Genomic DNA, 18,497 nt, shown 5'->3' with positions numbered 1-18,497 from the left:
AACGATTGAGATATAACTTAAGCATTTATATAGATACTGTATTTATAAAAGTATTTCTATATATGAAAGTCCTTTTATAAATGCCTTTCTCGATAGCACCCTAATACAAAAAGCAACTATTGGAATACTATGATTGATTTAATACAGAAACTACCGAAAGCTGAACTGCATTTACATATCGAAGGCTCGTTAGAACCTGAGCTGATGTTTAGATTGGCGAAAAAAAACCAGATAGAGATTCCTTACAAAGACATAGAAGATGTGCGTAACGCCTATAATTTTACCAACCTGCAAACGTTTTTAGATATTTACTATGCAGGCGCAAATGTACTTATCACCAAAGATGACTTCTATGATTTAACATGGGAATATATTCTCAAATGTGTCGAAGACAATGTTATCCACACAGAGATATTTTTTGATCCACAAACTCATACAGAAAGAGGCGTACCTTTTGAAGCTGTAATTACGGGTATTAAAGAAGCGCTTGCTGATGCCAAAGAAAAGTATGGCATCACTTCTTGCATCATCATGTGTTTTTTAAGACATTTATCACAAGAAGAAGCCTTCAAAACGCTAGAAGAAGCGATGGCGTTTAAAGATGATATTATTGGCGTTGGTCTTGACTCTTCAGAGTTAGGCAACCCTCCTTCGAAGTTCAAAGATGTCTTTAAAACGGCAGAAGAAGCGGGCTTTAAGTTGGTCGCACATGCTGGTGAAGAGGCAGATTTTTCCTACATTTACGAAGCATTGGATTTATTGAATATCGATAGAATAGATCATGGCGTGCAGTCTATAAAAAGCCCAGAGCTTATGCAAAGGCTTAAAGATGAGCAAATGCCACTGACTGTTTGCCCGAACTCTAATATCGAACTAAAAGTCTTCGGGAATTATAAAGAACACAATATAAAAGAGCTGCTAGATTACGGTCTGAATATCAGTGTCAATTCTGATGATCCAGCGTATTTCAAAGGCTATATCAATCAGAACTTTATAAATATCTGTGAAAATCTACCGTTAACAGAAGACGACATCGTTACTTTAGTAAAGAATTCATTTAGGTCTTCTTTTATAGATGATGAGTTAAAAGCGGAATATCTAGCGAAAGTTGATCTGGCACTACAGTAAATCAACTATGATTAGGTTTTAGTATCTAAGGCTTAACGTTTTTTATGAAACGTTAAGCCTTTTTTATTATGCTATTAGAAGACTTTCATTTAATGGAATCATCATACGACATAGCATTTAGCTCTATTCCATATTGGATGTCAGTATCTGTCATACCGTTACGGCTATAGCGCAGTAATCTCTTGTATTAATAATGGCAGAATGATGCCCGCTTTTTCTGCTAACGTTATATCAACGAGTGTATTCGGTGTCGGGTCTGGATTTATCTCGATAATTTTGGCACCACTCTGTTTGGCTAACTGCGCCAGTCCAGCGGCAGGGTAGACGAGACTTGAGGTGCCAATACTAATAAATACTTCGCAGTTAGTCGCAGCATTTTCAGCTGTTTGCCACTCATTTAAAGGCAATGCTTCACCAAACCACACGATGTCTGGTCTGATATATCCATCGCAATGTTCACAGATTATCAGCGTTTCATCAAAGCTAAGCGCATTTTCGCCACTATACAAATTTCTTGCTTGATTTGGGTACGGCATCTCGCATTGACTACAACGATTGCACCACAGATTGCCATGTAAATGGGTCACGGTACTACCGGCTTGCTCGTGCAAGTCATCGACGTTTTGGGTGATGAGTGTCACCTGCTGATTGGAAGACTGAGCATGATACTGCCACTGTGCCAAGGCATCATGTGCAGGATTCGGCTTTTTGTCAGCGACCACTTGCCGACGCCATTGATACCATGACCATACTAGCTTTGGATCGCGGATGAACGCATCTGGCGTGGCCAAATCTTCTACGCCATAGTTTTCCCATAGCCCTGTTTGTTTGTCTCGAAACGTCGGGATGCCGCTTTCTGCAGAAATACCAGCCCCTGTCAAAATGCAAATACGCTGTTTTGATTTCAATAACTTGGTGGCAAGTTCTACTTCTGCTATTAACGCTGGTGATAATTCTGCTAACATGAGCGAACCCTTGCTAATGATGGATGTTTTTTCTTATGATAGATGGAATTTGGTGGCTTGTCATACTGTTTACCATTATCGCAGTCTTATGGCTATTGGCAAAGGCGCGCGGTGCCAAAGCGGGCGAAAAACACAGCCAAAAAATGAGTACAAAGGCGAATAAACCTATTAATGACAGCCTGCAAAAAACCTCAGCATTATTGAAACAGTATTTCCCTAATTATCGAGTAAACCGTAAGGCGAATCATTTATTACTCAGCAAGCAAGACAAAAAAATTGCGATGATTACTATTGATAAAAAGATAGAGGTTGGCCAACGACGCTTAGGAGATGTACCTGTAATTAACTACCACCGTGTACCCAGCCGCGCTCAGCTGACTGCTCATTTGCAAGACGCAGAGTAATTTTGCTATATAGTCAATCCTCTATGAATTGGGTACGGTGTCAATCTCGATCAGTCTACTACTTGTAGTACTTTCACTCGGCTTCCTTGTACCCAAATTATACTGAACCGACTATAGGTGAGAAATTTAGAAGTATACAGGCACAGAAAAGTGGCAAACCTTTTGAAGTGTGTTTGAGATGTATATGCAATTTGGGGTAATGCTAGGGAAGGCTATAATACGATGATTGGTGCGCTCGGCGGGAATCGAACCCACGACCCTCGGCTTCGGAGACCGATACTCTATCCAACTGAGCTACGAGCGCATAATATGCTAAACCAACGACTCTATTCACGGACACTTGATAGATGAATACTGCGCTAACTTAACTAACACAACATATCAATCAATGGTAGGAATAATCAGTCGTATTACTAAGTATCGAATAAGTGTCGAAAAATAAAGACCGCTTAGTCTAACAAATAAAAACCATAAAGCCAATAAATGACGGTAGCGATTGATGTTTTTTAAGAAAAAACAAGATAGTCATTAAACAGGCATGGCAATTTACCTGTCTTTTCCCTTATAATGTCATGGAGAATTCATATTTATAATCACCGATTACAAGTGTGCTGGCACGCGGGATGGCTGTTTGCTATTGATGACTAAAGGTTGTCAAAGGAGGATAGGCAGAATGTCTGAGCTGTGCAGGCCTTTGTATACGTAATAAGAGAACGTGACGAATGAGAAAAGTAGTTATGTTATCGGCAGCTGCCATTCTAGGAATCGCTAGTATCGCGGTGAGCCAAGCTGAAAGTGTTGTAGAAACGCCTGAAACTGTCTCTGCTGTAGCAGAGACACAGGAAGTCGTAGAAAATGCTCCTGAGCAGTCAGGTGATGATGCCCAAGCTGCTGCAGATACAACAGATGGCGCAGCTCCTGCTGATGAAGCCGCACCAGTAGATGGCGAAGCTACCGAAGAAACAGCCGCTGCAGCACCTGCTGCTGTTGAAGAACCGATTCCACAAGATACGCCACAAGTGCAAAAACTGATTGCACTATATCCTAACCTGATTGCTCGTATTCATCCTGTTGCTACCGTATGCTTTGAAGATGATGAAGTGTGTGATGTGACGGCACGTGTTGCTGGCCCAGCACCTGGTGATGGACCTCGCGATGGTAAAGCCGTATACAATGCCGTATGTCATACTTGTCATGCAGCGGGTTTGTTAGGCTCTCCTGTCTTTGCTGATGCCGGCGCTTGGGGACCACGTATAGCAAAAGGTACAGATACGCTATATACCCATGCTATCAATGGTTTCAATGCAATGCCTGCCAAAGGTGGCGCGGATATCCCTGATGAAGAAGTTCAAAATGCCGTAGATTATATGGTTGAAGCAGCAAGCTAATCTGTCCCAAGCTTTTACGATAGATATCTATAAAGCGCCTATCTCATTCAATGGGATAGGCGCTTTTTTCATCATAAATATTATCAATATGAGACTTCAGCTGCATTGTAGTTGAAATTCGTCAGCAGCAGCCTCATTTTATGATTTTACGACATCTATTCCAGCTATTCGTCATCTCAAAGTATTTTTATATACATCTATAACAAACAAAGAGGTCTTCATGTCAGAAGTACCAGCACTTACGATAAAAAACTTATCCAAAACTTATGATAATGGGTTTTCGGCTCTAAAAGGAGTCGATTTAACTGTGCCACAAGGTGGATTCTTTGCATTATTGGGTCCCAATGGTGCTGGTAAATCAACCATGATTGGTATCATCAGTTCGCTGTTTAAACCGACCACAGGCAGCGTGCATATCTTTGGCACTGACTTGTTGGAAAACCCTTCCGTCGCAAAGCAGTACCTTGGTATCGTACCGCAAGAGTTTAATTTTAATATGTTCGAAAAAGTCGAAGATATTTTGATTACACAAGCAGGTTACTTCGGTATTCCTGCAAAAGAAGCCAAGCCACGAGCGAAACGACTACTAACAGCGCTGGGTCTATGGGATAAGCGCGATAGTAAATCACGTGAGCTATCAGGGGGTATGAAACGTCGTTTGATGATTGCACGTGCATTGATTCACAAGCCAAAATTATTGATTTTAGATGAGCCAACGGCTGGGGTCGATATTGAGCTGCGTCGATCTATGTGGGAGTTTATGCAACAGATTAATATCGAAGAAAAGACCACTATTATTCTGACTACTCACTATCTTGAAGAAGCAGAGCAGCTGTGTAAGCGTATCGCTATCTTGGATCATGGTGAGATTCGTATTAACACGGAAATGAAAGATTTGTTAGCACAGCTATCGGTGGAAACATTCGTCTTTGATTTGGAAGTACCCGTTACTAGTCAATTGGTTTTGACAGGTGTGACAGGGATAACCCAGCCGGATAATCAAACACTCGAAGTGACCTTGACAGAAGGCGAGTCGATGAATAACGTCTTTGCCCAGTTATCGGAGCAGGGCATCACTGTGGGAAGCATGCGTAACAAAGCCAATCGATTAGAAGAGTTGTTTATGCGCTTAGTAGACAAAAATATTCAAAGTGCAGACAGCATGAAGGAGGCGGGATTATGAGTCAAGAAATGATAGATCCTAATAAAACCATGTCATTGAGCAAAAAGTGGATTGCATTTCGTACTATATTACTAAAAGAAGTTCGCCGGATTTTACGTATTTGGCCACAGACATTGCTGCCACCAGTCATTACCATGAGTCTTTATTTTGTCATCTTCGGTAAAATGATTGGTTCGCGTGTGGGTGAGATGGGCGGAGTGCCGTACATGCAGTTCATCGTGCCTGGTTTGATTATGATGTCGATTATTACCAACAGTTACTCCAACGTGGTGTCGAGCTTCTTTAGTGCTAAATTCACTTCTAGTATTGAGGAGCTATTGGTTTCGCCTGTATCCAAACATGCGATTTTGATGGGGTATATCAGTGGCGGTATCTTCCGTGGATTGGCCATTGGTGTCATTGTCTCGATAGTCGCGCTGTTTTTTACTGACTTGGGCATTGAACATTTATTTGTGACCATATTTACGGTACTGGGCACCTCTATCTTGTTTTCGCTTGGCGGCTTTATCAATGCCGTGTTTGCTCGCTCATTTGATGATATTTCTATCATTCCAAGCTTTGTATTGACGCCACTTACCTATCTTGGTGGTGTATTTTATTCGATGGAAAATTTGTCACCATTTTGGCAAAATATTTCATTATTGAACCCTATCGTATATATGGTCAATTCATTCCGTTACGGTATCCTTGGCTACTCTGATGTGAATGTCTGGTACTCGATGGCTGCTATTTTCGTATTCTGTGCAATATTCTATACTATCGCCTATCGCTTACTTAGTAATGGCTCACGTGTACGCTTGTAGCCAAAATTGTTATAAATAAACAAACCGTTTTACTATCAAAGCCTGACATTGTCGGGCTTTTTTATGGCACATTTTTATAGGTTGAGGTGGTCGGTAACCTGAGACAGCCTGTTGAAACAGTGGCTTTAACAAGCAAGCTGGTCGGTTGAGTACTGATATTTGCTTAAACCAAATTCATTATCGACTAGCGTATTATTACTGTAAAATAACCCCTTTATTATTTGAACGTATTCTCTAGCTTAGAAGGTAATTTATGAGTATCCACGGTATTTTAGGTGAGCAAACCACGGACTATCCAACTGAGTATAGCCCAGAGACGCTATATCCTATCGCCCGCAGTATGGGGCGTGATGTAATTGGCTGGCAAGATGATAAATTAACGGTTGGCATCGATTGGTGGCAGGCGTTTGAGATGTCTTGGTTGAACACGCAAGGTATTTCGCAAGTGGCCATCGCGCGCTTTGGGATTCCTGCTAGCTCACCGTTTATCGTTGAGTCAAAATCGCTTAAGCTGTATTTAAACAGTATTAATTTTACCGAATTTGCCCGTTGGGTAGAGGTGCAGACGCTGATTGCTAAAGATTTATCAGCTTGTGTGCAGGCAGAAGTCACCGTTGATTTATTTGGCTTAGATGACGAGCAAGGCAATGAGCAGTCGGGATTATTAATTGCACAGCCTGAAGGCGTTTGTATTGATGATGCCTTGGCAAATAGCAGTGAGAAAGTGGCGCTGTGTGAGCATCCTGATGCGTCATTGCTGCGTGATAATGAAGTAGAGACGAGTGGCGAGAGCGTGATAAGTGACAACCCTCAGCCTTATACTTTTTATTCTAATTTGCTGCGTAGTAATTGTCCGGTGACCAATCAGCCAGACTGGGGAACGTTGGCAGTATCGATTACGACGGATAAGCCTGTTAATGCGGCTAATATACTGCGTTATATTTTAAGTTTCCGTCAGCATAATGGCTTCCATGAGCAATGTGTCGAGCAGATATTTGCTGATTTGAGTCGATACTATGAGCCAAGCGCATTGATGGTTCGCGCATGGTACACGCGCCGAGGCGGTATCGATATCAATCCTTGCCGTGTCAGTGATATAAATCTACTACCACAGCCAAGCCGTTTAATTCGTCAGTAAATAAATATCGATGTTATGAGTTGCGGTTACGTCCTATAATCAATTAACTTTGCTCATCTAAGGTAAGGATACCAGTATGAAATTTATAACTTATGCTGTAACAGTAGTAAGTGTAGCTGTACTATCTCTGTCTACGATGTCATCAGCACAAGCGGCATCCGCCGAAAGTGAGTACACTTGTGAAGATGCCTATATGGAAGTGGCTTATGACTGTGGTAAGGATGCGGTCCAAGTTGAAAAAAATAGGCTTAACAAAATATACATGAATGCGTATCGTACCTTATCACCTACTCAAAAGCAGCAGCTTGATAAAGAACAGATTACCTGGCTAAAAGCTCGCAGCAAGCAGTGTGACTTTGAGCATGACGGCCCTATGAATAACACCGTGGTATATGCCATGATTAATTCTGATGTCTGCACCGCTAACGAGACACAGAAACGTAGCAAGGTCATTGCTAAAAGATATAATATTAAGTAGTTTTTTTTAGCTAAATCATACGCGAAAAAAGCGCCTATCTCATTGAATGAGATAGGCGCTTTTTACGGCACAGTTTTTAAGATTAAAACTATTTACCGCTTACTTTTGCCATGACTTCTTCACGGCTTAGCATTTGCTTTTCTGCTTCACGGCGATTGACGTATTCGTACTTGCCTTCAGCCAAGTTACGGTCTGAAACCACGATACGATGCGGAATACCAATCAATTCTAGATCAGCAAACTTAACGCCTGGACGCTCGTTACGATCATCTAGCAACACGTTAATGCCTTGAGCTTTGAGTTCTTCATACAGCGCTGTAGCAGTCTGCATGACCGTCTCTTCTTTTGACTTCATCGGTATGATAGCGACTTCAAAAGGAGCGATTGAATCATTAACCGTTGGCGTCTTCGGCCACATGATACCGTTTTCATCATTATTCTGTTCGATGGCAGCAGCGATGATACGGCTCACCCCGATACCATAGCAACCCATCATTAGCGTGACGGGTTTGCCATCTTCACCAGAAACGCGGCAATTCATGGCTTGCGAGTATTTATCACCCAACTGGAAGATGTGACCGACTTCGATACCACGTTTGATTCTTAATGTGCCTTTACCATCAGGAGATGGATCGCCTTCTTGCACATTACGTACATCGACGATACGTGTGATACGAGCATCACGAGCCCAGTTCATACCGATGGTATGCTTATTGACTTCATTAGCACCGCATACAAAGTCTGACAACGTAGCAGCTGAACGATCGACAAAGACAGGCATGTCTAGGTCAACACCGATATAGCCTTTGTGCAAACCAGCTGCTTTTAACTCTTCATCAGAAGCTAATGTCAGTGGCACATTTGCCTCTTCAATTTTTTCAGCTTTGATAGTATTGAGCTGATGATCACCGCGTAACACGATAGCAATCAGTTGTGGCTCATCGTCTTCGGTATGACCGTGGACGATTAAGGTTTTGACTGTATTCTCTAACGGGACATCTAGATGCTCAGCTACCATTTTGCAGCTGGTCATATCTTCCGTTAAAACGTCTTCGCGTTCCATTTTTGGCGGTTGACGCTCAGCGGTGCTTACCGATTCAGCCAGCTCAACGTTAGCTGCATAATCAGAAGAATCTGAGAACGCGATATCGTCTTCGCCACTGTCTGCCAATACATGGAACTCATGAGAAGCAAAACCACCGATAGACCCTGTATCCGCTTGTACTGCACGGAAGTCTAAACCCAAACGGGTAAAGATGCGCGTATAAGCGTCATACATATCATGGTAAGTTTTGGCCAATGAAGCTTGGTCAACGTGGAATGAATAAGCATCTTTCATCGTAAATTCGCGCGCGCGCATCACACCAAAGCGTGGACGAATCTCATCACGGAATTTGTTTTGAATTTGAAAGAAAGTAATCGGTAGCTGTTTATAACTACGTAGCTCACCTTGGGCAAGATTGGTAATGACTTCTTCATGCGTTGGACCAAGCACGAAATCACGATCATGACGGTCTTTAAAGCGTAATAGCTCAGGACCATAATCGTCAAAACGTCCAGTCGTTTGCCAAAGTTCAGCAGGCTGAGTCATCGGCATCAGCACTTCTTGTGCACCGATATTCTGCATCTCTTCACGAACAATGCGCTCGACTTTTTGCAAGATGCGTAGCCCCATAGGCAGCCAAATATATAATCCAGAAGCGATTTTTCGAATAAGGCCAGCACGCACCATCAATTGGCTTGAGGCGATATCGGCATCACTTGGAGTTTCTTTTAATGTAGCAAATAAAAATTGACTGGCTTTCATAAATAAAGCGTAACCTTATCAACGATAAAAAATAAGAAGAAATAGTAGGATGTTGAGCGTATGGCTAATCGTTTCATGGCCGCCGCAAGCTTACCTTTATAACTTAGCAATTGACTAACATTCAGCGAATAAAAATGCTCATAAAGAGCATCTTAGTAAAACCGCTCTAATAATATAGAAGAGGGGAAATCTTGATTGATGCATCAGTATGCTGAAATACAAAATATTCAGGCTAAAAGCCTGATAAATACTTTGATACTGACATTTTATTCATACAATCTGACTATGTTAGGTAAAGTTTGCCTAAGACGCAATGACTTTTTGTCTTTTCAGACCGAACATTGCATAAAGGGAGTGATGAGGTTGTTATAACTCGATTATTTACCAGTTCTAAGCCTATTTTTAGCAAATATTGACGAATTTTTTGACCAGCAACGCATTAGTAATTATGTAGAGTATTGGTAGCTATTACTTGAAGTTACTTCGCGCAAATAGCATTTATATTTTACACCACAATCTGTCATGTGCTTCATACGATAAAACTTTGAGGATGCCTCTATGAATAGTCCTGATAATCGAACTCCTGTTAATACTACTAATACCAATCCACAGGCCAAAAAACCTATTGCCATGATGTCATGGATTGTGTTGCTTATCGGTTTATCTGCCATCGTTTTTGCGATTTACAGCATTCAAAACAGCACTAAAGAAGTGCCAATAGAAACCATTACTCGTGAGGGCGTGGTTACGCAAATTCAAAACTTAAATCGTTTAGAAACCGTTTCGTTTAGTGTTGATACCGTTATCACAAGCCAGCGTGGTGGTAGTTGGCAGAAGCTGTGGCAAGATGAGCAAAAAGGACTGTTCATTGCGCATGGACGTGTAGAGGCAGGGGTTGATTTGAGCGCGTTGACACCTGATATGGTACGTGTGGTACAGCCTGTTGCATCCGATGTAAATGATGACCAAACATCGGAAGCTAACACGACTGCATCGACCATGCCACAAATCAATATCACCTTACCACCATCAGAGATATTTTCAGTATATTTAGATGATATAGAGATTTATGACTGGCAAACAGGTGCATTTGGGATGATGCAAGTCGATCCAAAAATCTGGCAACAAGCGCAAAGCATGGCCAAGAAAGAAGTCCTAGAACGCGCTTGTCGCGGTGATGTGATGACGATGGCATTACAAAATGCACAGACGCAGTTGCAGCAATTGTTTGCCATGACTGGTGCAATCGTTACAGTAACCACGCAAGGCGCAGGTGCATGTCAGTTTCCATCGGTTACGAATGGCTAATCTACTGTTTATTTTTCCTCAAATTAGCTTTCTTTTTTAAACTCAGCGATTGTCAACAGTCGAGCGGCTTTATGCTCAACCATCGGTACAGGGTAATCTGTATCGGCGAAGTCTCCTTTTTTACCGAGTGCTTTACGCATTTTCTCTTCTGAGTGCAGGATAGTAGCAGGGATGTCTTTTAGCTCAGGTAGCCAAGTCTTAATAAACTCGCCCTTTGTATCATGGGTTTTGGCTTGGCTAAAGGGATTCATGATACGGAAGTAGGGCGCTGAGTCAGTGCCCGTAGAAGCGCTCCATTGCCAGCCGCCATTGTTAGAGGCAAAATCACCATCTATCAGCTGCTGCATAAAGTATCGCTCGCCCCAGCGCCAATCAATTAATAGATCTTTAGTCAAAAACATCGCCGTCACCATCCGCAGGCGATTGTGCATAAACCCTGTTGCATTCAGACAGCGCATCGCGGCGTCAACTAGCGGTACGCCTGTTTTGCCCGTGCACCACTTATCAAAGTCATCAATATTGTATGACCAATTAATCTTAGTATCGGTCTCATGCTTATACGCTTGATGGCGAATCAGCTCTGGCTTATAGTCCAAGACATGACGATAAAAATCGCGCCATGCCAGCTCGCTTATCCAGCGATTGATGTCGTTGTTGTCGCTGTCGTTACCGTGTAATTTTTCTTGAGCTTTATTTGCCTGTAGATAGCACAGTCTGGGGCTGATTGTGCCAATAGTGAGGTAAGCCGATAACTGACTGGTCGCATGCAAGCTAGGCACATCACGACTCACATCATAGTTATTGATATCCTCAGCGATAAAGTCTTCTAAACGTTGGCAAGCCGCTGTTTCACCAGCAGGATAGGCGTCACGAGCATTTTCGAGTTGGGCACTTGTATCTGTATTATTATCAGTTTCATTGCTGTTTGACTGTTTTTGATAGGCGTTGACCGTTTTTGTGCTGAGATTTTTTATTTCTTTTACCGTGTTTGCCGCATTTTCCGTCGGCTCTAAAGTCACGTTATTATTGTCACTAACAGCGGGTGCTTCATGCATTTGTATATCGCTCACCTCCAACGTATGTCGCCATTTTTTGTAGAACGGCGTAAACACTTGGTACATGCTGTCACCATCGTTGGTCGTGATGGTTTGCGGTGGTAAGATACATTGATCATGCCAGCGTACAAACTCAATATCGCTTTTTGCCAGTTGTGCAGTTAATTGTTCATCACGATCGATCTCATTACCTTCGTACTCATGGTTGGCCATGATAGCGCTGATATGATTGGCATTGCAGATAGCTAATAGCGCGTCAATAGAGTCAGAAAAGTTTGGGCAAACCTGTACTGTTAAAGTGATGTTTAAATGTTCTTGTAAGTCTTTTGCGAGGATAGGCAAGGTACGGGCGATGTGATCGACTTGTACAAGCGACGTATCATGCGCTTGCCACTGCTCAGGCGTGAAAAAGAATATGGCACTGACTCGTGCATTATCTTCGTTTGCCCGTTCACAAATCGCGGCTAAGGCGGTATTATCATGAACTCGTAGGTCACGGCGAAACCACATCAAGTAATGCGGCGGATTTGTGCCAGTGACTTTGCCACTATCACTGTCGTTGCAGTCAGTTGGATTAGCCGTTACCGATGCAGTCTTAGACATTCAAGTATTCCTGTATTAATCAATCGCAATCATAAACAAAACTGGGAATAAAAGTATGCTAGGATAAGTTTTTGGATGCAATGGCTTTGCTGTTTGATTAACAAAACATCATCACATATAACGATTTACCTTTAGCTTGAACCTATCTGATGCCGTTATAATCGGTGTCATATTTAGTATCATGAAATGCAAGGTCACAAAATGCACGTCAAGTTCTGCGGTTTTACTCAGCTTAGTGATATACAGACTGCGACACAGTTAGGTGTTGATGCGGTCGGCTTGGTGTTTTATCCGCCCAGTCCGCGTGCCGTGACGCTAGCGCAAGCCCAGATATTAAGTACTGCTGTACCTGCTTTTGTGAGCGTGGTGGCGTTGGTGGTTAATATGCCTCAAGATGAGTTAGTTGAGCTAGCAGACAATGTGCCTTTTGATATCATACAATTCCACGGCGATGAGAGTCCTGAGCAATGTCAGCAGCTGGCGAGCACAGTCAATAAACGCTGGATTAAAGCGTTGCGCGTCAATGCCGATACTGACAGTGCTGCTAGCGTGCGCGCTCAGATTGACGAGTTTGCCCAAGCAGGAGCGAGCAGTATCTTATTAGATGCCTACCATCAGCATAAGTATGGTGGTACGGGCGCACGCTTTGATTGGAGTCTCATACCGCAAGATAGCTCGTTACCGATTATCTTAGCGGGTGGACTGGATGCTGAAAATATCGCGGCTACTTTAGTGCTGCCTGTTTATGCAGTCGATGTCAGCGGCGGTATTGAGATAGATAAAGGTAAAAAAGATCCTGCAAAAATGCGCGCCTTTATGAAAGCGGTAAAACGCGACCGATGGCAAAACGCGACGCCTAGCGAACCTTCGAACACAAGTAGCTAGCTTAATATCAGCTCAATAGCTCGTTACTTAAACTATTTCTCCCTGATTTATCCTAAAAAATACCACTTAATATAGTAGGAATTACCATGAGTCATGTCGATAACAATAATTTATCTGCTACCGCACAAGCTATCAATACCTTTACCAATCCAGCAGACGTACAGGATTTTAACCAATACCCTGATGCCCGTGGACATTTTGGCGTACACGGCGGTCGCTTTGTCTCTGAAACGTTGATGGCCGCACTAGAAGAGCTAGAGGTGCTATATACCAAAGTAAAAGCCGATCCTGCATTCTGGGAAGAGTATCACAACGATTTGGTCAATTATGTCGGTCGTCCAACGCCGCTTTATCATGCTAAGCGCTTGAGTGATGAGATTGGTGGTGCGCAGATATATTTCAAACGTGAAGATTTAAACCATACTGGCGCACACAAAGTTAACAACACTATTGGACAAGCATTACTTGCCAAAATGTGTGGCAAGAAACGTATCATCGCTGAGACTGGTGCAGGACAGCATGGTGTAGCGACGGCGACGATTGCAGCCCGTTTAGGTCTTGAGTGTATCGTTTATATGGGTGCGGACGATGTTGAGCGTCAAAAGATGAACGTCTATCGTATGCGTTTGCTCGGTGCGACAGTTGTGCCAGTGACTTCTGGCTCACGTACGCTCAAAGACGCAATGAACGAAGCCATGCGCGACTGGGTAACCAATGTCGATAGCACGTATTATATTATTGGTACGGTTGCAGGCCCGCATCCTTATCCGTTACTGGTTCGTGATTTCCAAGCGATTATTGGTAAAGAAGCACGCATTCAGCATGTAGAAAAAACAGGCAAATTACCCGATGCCTTGGTTGCTTGTGTTGGTGGTGGCTCAAATGCGATTGGTTTGTTCTTTGACTTCCTAAATGATACTGATGTCAAAATGTACGGCGTCGAAGCAACCGGTGATGGCATCGAAACAGGTCGCCATTCAGCGCCACTAGCGGCTGGTCGTATCGGCGTGCTACACGGCAACCGTACTTACCTAATGGCAGATGACGAAGGTCAAATCCAAGAGACGCATTCTATCTCAGCTGGACTGGATTATCCTGGTGTTGGCCCTGAGCATAGCTTCTTAAAAGATATGAAGCGTGTTGAATATGTGGGCTGTACTGACAAAGAGTCGTTAGAAGGCTTCCATGAAGTCACGCGCAAAGAAGGCATCATTCCTGCGCTAGAGTCTGCTCATGCCGTTGCTTATGCACTAAAGCTGGCTAAGACAATGACACCAGATCAAACCATTATCGTCAATATGTCAGGTCGTGGTGACAAAGATTTGCATTCAGTGATGAAGGCGGAAGGCATTGAGTTGTAGTAGCTTTTATATGCTATTAATCTACATCTTATAAGAAAAATGGCTCAGTTCCCCTTATTACTTAAATTACTCAATAGAGATTATTTAATAAGGGGTCAAATGAGTCGGTTTATAACAATTAAGAGACCACTATGACTAGAATTGAAAGCACTTTTGCAACTTTAAAATCACAAAACAAAAAAGCCCTCATTCCTTATGTGATGGCAGGCGATCCTAATCCTGCGACCACTGTAGGTCTATTGCACGATTTAGTGAAACATGGCGCAGATATGATCGAAGTTGGCTTGCCGTTCTCTGATCCAATGGCAGATGGCCCAACCGTCGCATTGGCAGGTGAGCGGGCATTAGCAGCAGGTACGAGCACTCGTGATGCACTAAAAATGGTCGAAGAGTTTCGTCAAACAGACACGCAGACGCCAATTATCCTAATGGGCTATCTTAATCCAGTTGAAATCATTGGTTATGATAACTTCGTCGCGCTATGTGAGCAGTCAGGTGTTGACGGTATCTTGATGGTTGATTTGCCACCAGCAGAGGCGGGTAGCTTCACGCAGCACTTGACCGATCATTCGATGAATGAGATTTTCTTACTATCGCCAACGACTTTGCCTGAGCGCCGTGAGCAAGTATTGACGCATTGTGGTGGTTATATCTATTACGTGTCATTAAAAGGTGTGACAGGTTCGGCCACGCTCGATACTGATGCTGTCGCGACTCAAGTCCAAGCCATCAAAGCAGAGACGGATTTGCCAGTATGCGTCGGTTTTGGTATCCGTGATGGTGCCTCTGCCAAAGCAATTGGTACTCATGCAGATGGTGTGATTGTTGGTAGTGCATTGGTACAGAACTTTGCTGATATAGATGCCAATGATGCCGATGCTGTTGCAGCTGCTCAGCAACGAATCATGGTAAAAATGGACGAGTTACGTGGTGCGCTTGATAGTTTGAGTGCCTGAGTTAAGCAACGTTAAATTATCGTCACTTAAGTTTTCGTTATAGTGCTAATAGCGTTATTTATAAACCGCAGTCTTTATAAATAACAATGTTTATAAAGACACTGTCAAATGACTTTGCTAAAGTTAGTTTACGTGTGTAAACTAACATCACACATAAATTGTTACAGTTTCGCGTAGGCGTGCCTTATAACTGCTCATGTTATGACTGTATGTGACTTTTAAATTTACTCTTAGGGACAAGTGAATGAGCCAGCTTGTCGATAAGCCTTTGATAATGGCGAATAATATGACTGATACGATAACAAAACCTGATATGACTACTTCTAATAATGCTGAGCCTAACAATAACGTTGCTGGGCAATCTTGGTTTAATCGTCCGATACCAGGCGTTAAGCAGCAATTGACTGCACCATTGAGTGCGGTAGAAACCGAACCATCAACCAAATGCAGTAATTGTCATTCGATGATTACTAATACATCGCTGATTTTTAACAGTTATGTGTGCCCGCATTGCGATCATCATTTACCGATGAGTGCTCGTGAGCGTCTAAACTGGCTACTTGATCAGGTCAATGGTGAACTCGGGCAAGAATTCGTGGCCAAAGATCCGCTGCGTTTTGTGGATAGTAAGCCATATCCTGCGCGTATGGCGGAAGCCCAAGAAAAAACAGGTGAGTCTGAGGCGCTGATTGTGTTATATGGCAAACTGCGTAACCTCGATGTGGTGACTTGTGCCTTTGATTTCCGCTTTATGGGTGGCTCTATGGGGTCAGTCGTTGGCGATCGTTTCGTGCAAGCTGCCGAAAAAGCCCTCGAAGATAAAGTACCTTTAGTGTGTTTCGCTGCTTCTGGTGGTGCACGCATGCAAGAAGGCCTATTGTCATTAATGCAAATGGCACGAACGGCTGCTGCGATTGAGCGTTTGAGAATTGCCGGTATTCCGTATATTGTTGTCTTGACCAATCCTGTCTATGGTGGCGTGACTGCATCACTTGCTATGCTTGGTGATATTCATTTAGCTGAACCAAAGGCGATGATTGGCTTTGCGGGCAAGCGCGTGATTGAGCAGACGGTACGTGAGACATTGGAAGAACCGTTCCAGCGTGCAGAGTTCTTATTAGAGCATGGCGTGGTAGATGAAGTGGTACATCGCCATCAGATGATTGAAACGATCTATCGCTTGTTGGCAAAGTTAAGCCGCATGCCTAATGTTGATGCTTAATACATTGTAGAGGCTTCCTTCCAAATAAGCAGGCGGTTGGTTAACTGCTTAGTAGCATGCTACTATCTATCTCTAAATATGCAGAACTCTTGAATAGCATTTATCGTCATATAACGGTAAATGCTATTTTTGGTTTTGGCCAGGTAGTTATATACTAGGGCGTATCTTCTAATCGATGACTTTCTAACCGATAGCTTTCTAATCACCAATTTTCTATTCGAATATTTCAATATAGGTTTCATCTATGTCTGACACTTCACTTTATAACCCGAATAGCCCTAATAACAATGCTAGCCTAACGGAGTGGCTGGATTATATGCAGCAGATACACGTGTCGGCGATAGACATGGGGTTATCACGCGTATTGCCAGTCGCTGAAGCCTTAGGTGTAGTGCAGTCAGCTAAAGATGATGCTTACGTGTTTACGGTGGCAGGTACCAATGGTAAAGGCTCGACGACCGCTGTCATCGCGAAAATGTGTCAAGCAGCAGGTTATAAAACAGCCCTATATCAATCACCGCATTTGAGTGTCTTTAACGAGCGTGTGCGCATTAATGGCGAGATGGTCAGTGACCAGACATTGATTAGCGCCTTTAGCAAAGTAGAAGCTGCACGTCTACAGTGCGATTTGACGCTATCGTTTTTTGAGATGACGACACTCGCAGCATTACTTATATTTGCTGAAGCAGATTGTGATGTGTGGGTGTTAGAGGTGGGGCTAGGTGGCCGTCTAGATGTCGTCAATATTATTGATCCTGATATGGCCGTGATTACCAATATTGCAATCGATCATGTCGACTGGTTAGGTGACAATGTGGAAGATATCGGCGCAGAAAAAGCAGGTATATTGCGTGATAATATTAGTCTAATCTATGGTGCTATCGAAATGCCGAGCAGCGTTCAGCACGCGATTGATAAGCATCAAGCAAACTGTTATCAAGTGGGGCAAGATTTCAGCCATCGTGATATTGATTCAACGACTTGGCAATATAGCAATGCCTCTATTACCATGCAGTTGCCACGCCCAGCATTGTCATTGACCAATACTGCTAATGCATTATCAGCGGTACTCGCAAGTCCGTTAAATGTCGATACCCATGCTATCGAAACAGCATTGCAAACGGTTAAATTGGCAGGTCGCTTCGATTATCGCGAGATAGATGATCGTCATTGGTTGTTTGATGTGGCGCACAACGAGCAAGGTGTTGAGTTTTTATTGGCACAACTATTACCGCTTTGGCAGCAGCATGTGGTAGATCAAAATACCGCTGAGCGTACTGATAGCGCACCTGTAACCATTAAAATGCTGTTTTCCATGTTGGCTGATAAAGACATTGAAAAAGTGGTACAGCGTTTATCCGAGGCAGGTTTGCCAATTAGTGAGTGGTTTATCGCTGAAATTGACTATCCACGAGCAGCCAGCACTGAGCATTTGCAGGGTATACTGACAAATCATGTCGATAGTGCACAAGTACATGAGTTCGAGCGTTTGCAAGCAGCAACCTATGCAGTGAGAGCGGCCAGTCAGCCGCAAGATTTAATCGTAGTATGTGGCTCTTTCCATACAATAGGAGAAGCTCTATCTGCATTAGATGCCGATAATTTAAGTTAAAACCGCCGCTATTTAATGTTAATCTTAACGGTAGCGTGATGGCAGACAGTATAGAAAATATGCTTTATAATCAAAATACTTCAGAGCATTGAAACTAAAAGTATTGAGATTAAAAGTATTGAAACTAAGAGCACTGATACTAAAAGATCGATAGTGCATTTGAAAACTGATACATGTAACCCGCGGCAATCGCTAGTCATC

At 43.0% G+C, this 18,497-nt stretch carries 16 protein-coding genes and 1 tRNA gene; 13 read left to right on the top strand and 4 right to left on the bottom strand.

Going from position 1 to position 18,497, the window contains the following annotated elements; all coding sequences use genetic code 11:
• Window positions 1–129 precede the first annotated feature (129 nt).
• The gene (locus tag I6E61_RS12895) at window positions 130–1,128 is read left to right on the top strand and encodes an adenosine deaminase (RefSeq protein ID WP_197135118.1); all 999 of its coding nucleotides are present in this window, start codon (window positions 130–132) and stop codon (window positions 1,126–1,128) included.
• Between the two features lie 164 nt (window positions 1,129–1,292).
• Here I6E61_RS12895 and I6E61_RS12890 read toward each other — a convergent pair whose 3' ends face one another.
• Entirely contained in the window at window positions 1,293–2,093 is an 801-nt protein-coding gene (locus I6E61_RS12890; protein ID WP_197135117.1) for an NAD-dependent deacylase, read from the bottom strand.
• A 35-nt stretch (window positions 2,094–2,128) separates the two neighbouring features.
• Here I6E61_RS12890 and I6E61_RS12885 point away from each other — a divergent pair, with 35 nt between their 5' ends.
• Window positions 2,129–2,497 carry a hypothetical protein gene (locus tag I6E61_RS12885; protein ID WP_197135116.1) on the top strand — a complete coding sequence of 123 codons (369 nt, stop codon included), beginning with the start codon at window positions 2,129–2,131 and terminating at the stop codon, window positions 2,495–2,497.
• A gap of 227 nt (window positions 2,498–2,724) precedes the next feature.
• Here the strand turns inward: I6E61_RS12885 and I6E61_RS12880 are convergent.
• Window positions 2,725–2,801, bottom strand: a tRNA-Arg gene (locus I6E61_RS12880).
• A gap of 418 nt (window positions 2,802–3,219) precedes the next feature.
• Between I6E61_RS12880 and I6E61_RS12875 the strand changes: the two genes are divergently transcribed.
• From I6E61_RS12875 to I6E61_RS12855, 5 genes are all read left to right on the top strand, one after another.
• The gene (locus I6E61_RS12875) at window positions 3,220–3,885 is read left to right on the top strand and encodes a cytochrome c5 family protein (RefSeq protein WP_197135115.1); all 666 of its coding nucleotides are present in this window, start codon (window positions 3,220–3,222) and stop codon (window positions 3,883–3,885) included.
• A gap of 220 nt (window positions 3,886–4,105) precedes the next feature.
• Window positions 4,106–5,068 carry an ABC transporter ATP-binding protein gene (locus tag I6E61_RS12870; protein ID WP_197135114.1) on the top strand — a complete coding sequence of 321 codons (963 nt, stop codon included), beginning with the start codon at window positions 4,106–4,108 and terminating at the stop codon, window positions 5,066–5,068.
• 29 nt (window positions 5,069–5,097) lie between these two features.
• Window positions 5,098–5,871 carry an ABC transporter permease gene (locus I6E61_RS12865; protein ID WP_194198088.1) on the top strand — a complete coding sequence of 258 codons (774 nt, stop codon included), beginning with the start codon at window positions 5,098–5,100 and terminating at the stop codon, window positions 5,869–5,871.
• Window positions 5,872–6,124: 253 nt separating this feature from the next.
• The gene (gene queF, locus I6E61_RS12860) at window positions 6,125–7,009 is read left to right on the top strand and encodes an NADPH-dependent 7-cyano-7-deazaguanine reductase QueF (RefSeq protein WP_197135113.1); all 885 of its coding nucleotides are present in this window, start codon (window positions 6,125–6,127) and stop codon (window positions 7,007–7,009) included.
• Between the two features lie 76 nt (window positions 7,010–7,085).
• Window positions 7,086–7,487 (top strand): lysozyme inhibitor LprI family protein, encoded by a 402-nt coding sequence (locus I6E61_RS12855; RefSeq protein ID WP_197135112.1) that lies wholly within the window; start codon window positions 7,086–7,088, stop codon window positions 7,485–7,487.
• Window positions 7,488–7,575: 88 nt separating this feature from the next.
• Here I6E61_RS12855 and I6E61_RS12850 read toward each other — a convergent pair whose 3' ends face one another.
• Window positions 7,576–9,294: a proline--tRNA ligase gene (locus I6E61_RS12850; protein ID WP_197135111.1), complete on the bottom strand. Its 1,719-nt coding sequence runs from the start codon at window positions 9,292–9,294 to the stop codon at window positions 7,576–7,578.
• A 558-nt stretch (window positions 9,295–9,852) separates the two neighbouring features.
• On the opposite strand from I6E61_RS12850, the gene I6E61_RS12845 reads away from it, so the two are divergent.
• Window positions 9,853–10,602 carry a DUF4230 domain-containing protein gene (locus I6E61_RS12845; RefSeq protein ID WP_197135110.1) on the top strand — a complete coding sequence of 250 codons (750 nt, stop codon included), beginning with the start codon at window positions 9,853–9,855 and terminating at the stop codon, window positions 10,600–10,602.
• A gap of 23 nt (window positions 10,603–10,625) precedes the next feature.
• Here the strand turns inward: I6E61_RS12845 and I6E61_RS12840 are convergent, their stop codons facing one another.
• Window positions 10,626–12,260 (bottom strand): deoxyribodipyrimidine photo-lyase, encoded by a 1,635-nt coding sequence (locus I6E61_RS12840; protein ID WP_197135109.1) that lies wholly within the window; start codon window positions 12,258–12,260, stop codon window positions 10,626–10,628.
• A gap of 201 nt (window positions 12,261–12,461) precedes the next feature.
• Between I6E61_RS12840 and I6E61_RS12835 the strand changes: the two genes are divergently transcribed.
• From I6E61_RS12835 to I6E61_RS12815, 5 genes are all read left to right on the top strand, one after another.
• A complete protein-coding gene (locus I6E61_RS12835; protein ID WP_197135108.1) occupies window positions 12,462–13,145 on the top strand; it encodes a phosphoribosylanthranilate isomerase in 684 nt (227 codons plus the stop codon).
• 86 nt (window positions 13,146–13,231) lie between these two features.
• Window positions 13,232–14,506 carry a tryptophan synthase subunit beta gene (gene trpB, locus I6E61_RS12830; protein WP_227685914.1) on the top strand — a complete coding sequence of 425 codons (1,275 nt, stop codon included), beginning with the start codon at window positions 13,232–13,234 and terminating at the stop codon, window positions 14,504–14,506.
• A 131-nt stretch (window positions 14,507–14,637) separates the two neighbouring features.
• Complete coding sequence (gene trpA / locus I6E61_RS12825; protein ID WP_197135107.1) at window positions 14,638–15,462, top strand: tryptophan synthase subunit alpha; 825 nt, start codon at window positions 14,638–14,640, stop codon at window positions 15,460–15,462.
• A 313-nt stretch (window positions 15,463–15,775) separates the two neighbouring features.
• Window positions 15,776–16,684, top strand: a complete 909-nt coding sequence (gene accD, locus I6E61_RS12820) for an acetyl-CoA carboxylase, carboxyltransferase subunit beta (protein WP_197135156.1) — start codon at window positions 15,776–15,778, stop codon at window positions 16,682–16,684.
• 244 nt (window positions 16,685–16,928) lie between these two features.
• On the top strand, window positions 16,929–18,296 hold the full coding sequence (locus tag I6E61_RS12815) for a folylpolyglutamate synthase/dihydrofolate synthase family protein (protein WP_197135106.1): 1,368 nt from the start codon (window positions 16,929–16,931) through the stop codon (window positions 18,294–18,296).
• Window positions 18,297–18,497: the final 201 nt, after the last annotated feature.

The organism is Psychrobacter sp. NZS113 (assembly GCF_015864825.1).
Lineage (GTDB): Bacteria > Pseudomonadota > Gammaproteobacteria > Pseudomonadales > Moraxellaceae > Psychrobacter.
The sequence above is the reverse complement of the archived record's forward strand: the minus strand, read 5'-3'. Positions and strand labels throughout refer to the sequence as shown.

What these genes read in the sequence shown, in the direction of transcription:
- I6E61_RS12850 (WP_197135111.1), bottom strand. Translation starts at nt 9,294, where the DNA reads ATGAAAGCCAGTCAATTTTTATTTGCTACATTAAAAGAAACTCCAAGT.
- I6E61_RS12865 (WP_194198088.1), top strand. Translation starts at nt 5,098, where the DNA reads ATGTCATTGAGCAAAAAGTGGATTGCATTTCGTACTATATTACTAAAA.
- trpA (WP_197135107.1), top strand. Translation starts at nt 14,638, where the DNA reads ATGACTAGAATTGAAAGCACTTTTGCAACTTTAAAATCACAAAACAAA.
- I6E61_RS12895 (WP_197135118.1), top strand. Translation starts at nt 130, where the DNA reads ATGATTGATTTAATACAGAAACTACCGAAAGCTGAACTGCATTTACAT.
- I6E61_RS12870 (WP_197135114.1), top strand. Translation starts at nt 4,106, where the DNA reads ATGTCAGAAGTACCAGCACTTACGATAAAAAACTTATCCAAAACTTAT.
- trpB (WP_227685914.1), top strand. Translation starts at nt 13,232, where the DNA reads ATGAGTCATGTCGATAACAATAATTTATCTGCTACCGCACAAGCTATC.
- I6E61_RS12855 (WP_197135112.1), top strand. Translation starts at nt 7,086, where the DNA reads ATGAAATTTATAACTTATGCTGTAACAGTAGTAAGTGTAGCTGTACTA.
- accD (WP_197135156.1), top strand. Translation starts at nt 15,776, where the DNA reads ATGACTACTTCTAATAATGCTGAGCCTAACAATAACGTTGCTGGGCAA.
- I6E61_RS12875 (WP_197135115.1), top strand. Translation starts at nt 3,220, where the DNA reads ATGAGAAAAGTAGTTATGTTATCGGCAGCTGCCATTCTAGGAATCGCT.
- I6E61_RS12845 (WP_197135110.1), top strand. Translation starts at nt 9,853, where the DNA reads ATGAATAGTCCTGATAATCGAACTCCTGTTAATACTACTAATACCAAT.
- queF (WP_197135113.1), top strand. Translation starts at nt 6,125, where the DNA reads ATGAGTATCCACGGTATTTTAGGTGAGCAAACCACGGACTATCCAACT.
- I6E61_RS12835 (WP_197135108.1), top strand. Translation starts at nt 12,462, where the DNA reads ATGCACGTCAAGTTCTGCGGTTTTACTCAGCTTAGTGATATACAGACT.
- I6E61_RS12890 (WP_197135117.1), bottom strand. Translation starts at nt 2,093, where the DNA reads ATGTTAGCAGAATTATCACCAGCGTTAATAGCAGAAGTAGAACTTGCC.
- I6E61_RS12885 (WP_197135116.1), top strand. Translation starts at nt 2,129, where the DNA reads ATGATAGATGGAATTTGGTGGCTTGTCATACTGTTTACCATTATCGCA.
- I6E61_RS12815 (WP_197135106.1), top strand. Translation starts at nt 16,929, where the DNA reads ATGTCTGACACTTCACTTTATAACCCGAATAGCCCTAATAACAATGCT.
- I6E61_RS12840 (WP_197135109.1), bottom strand. Translation starts at nt 12,260, where the DNA reads ATGTCTAAGACTGCATCGGTAACGGCTAATCCAACTGACTGCAACGAC.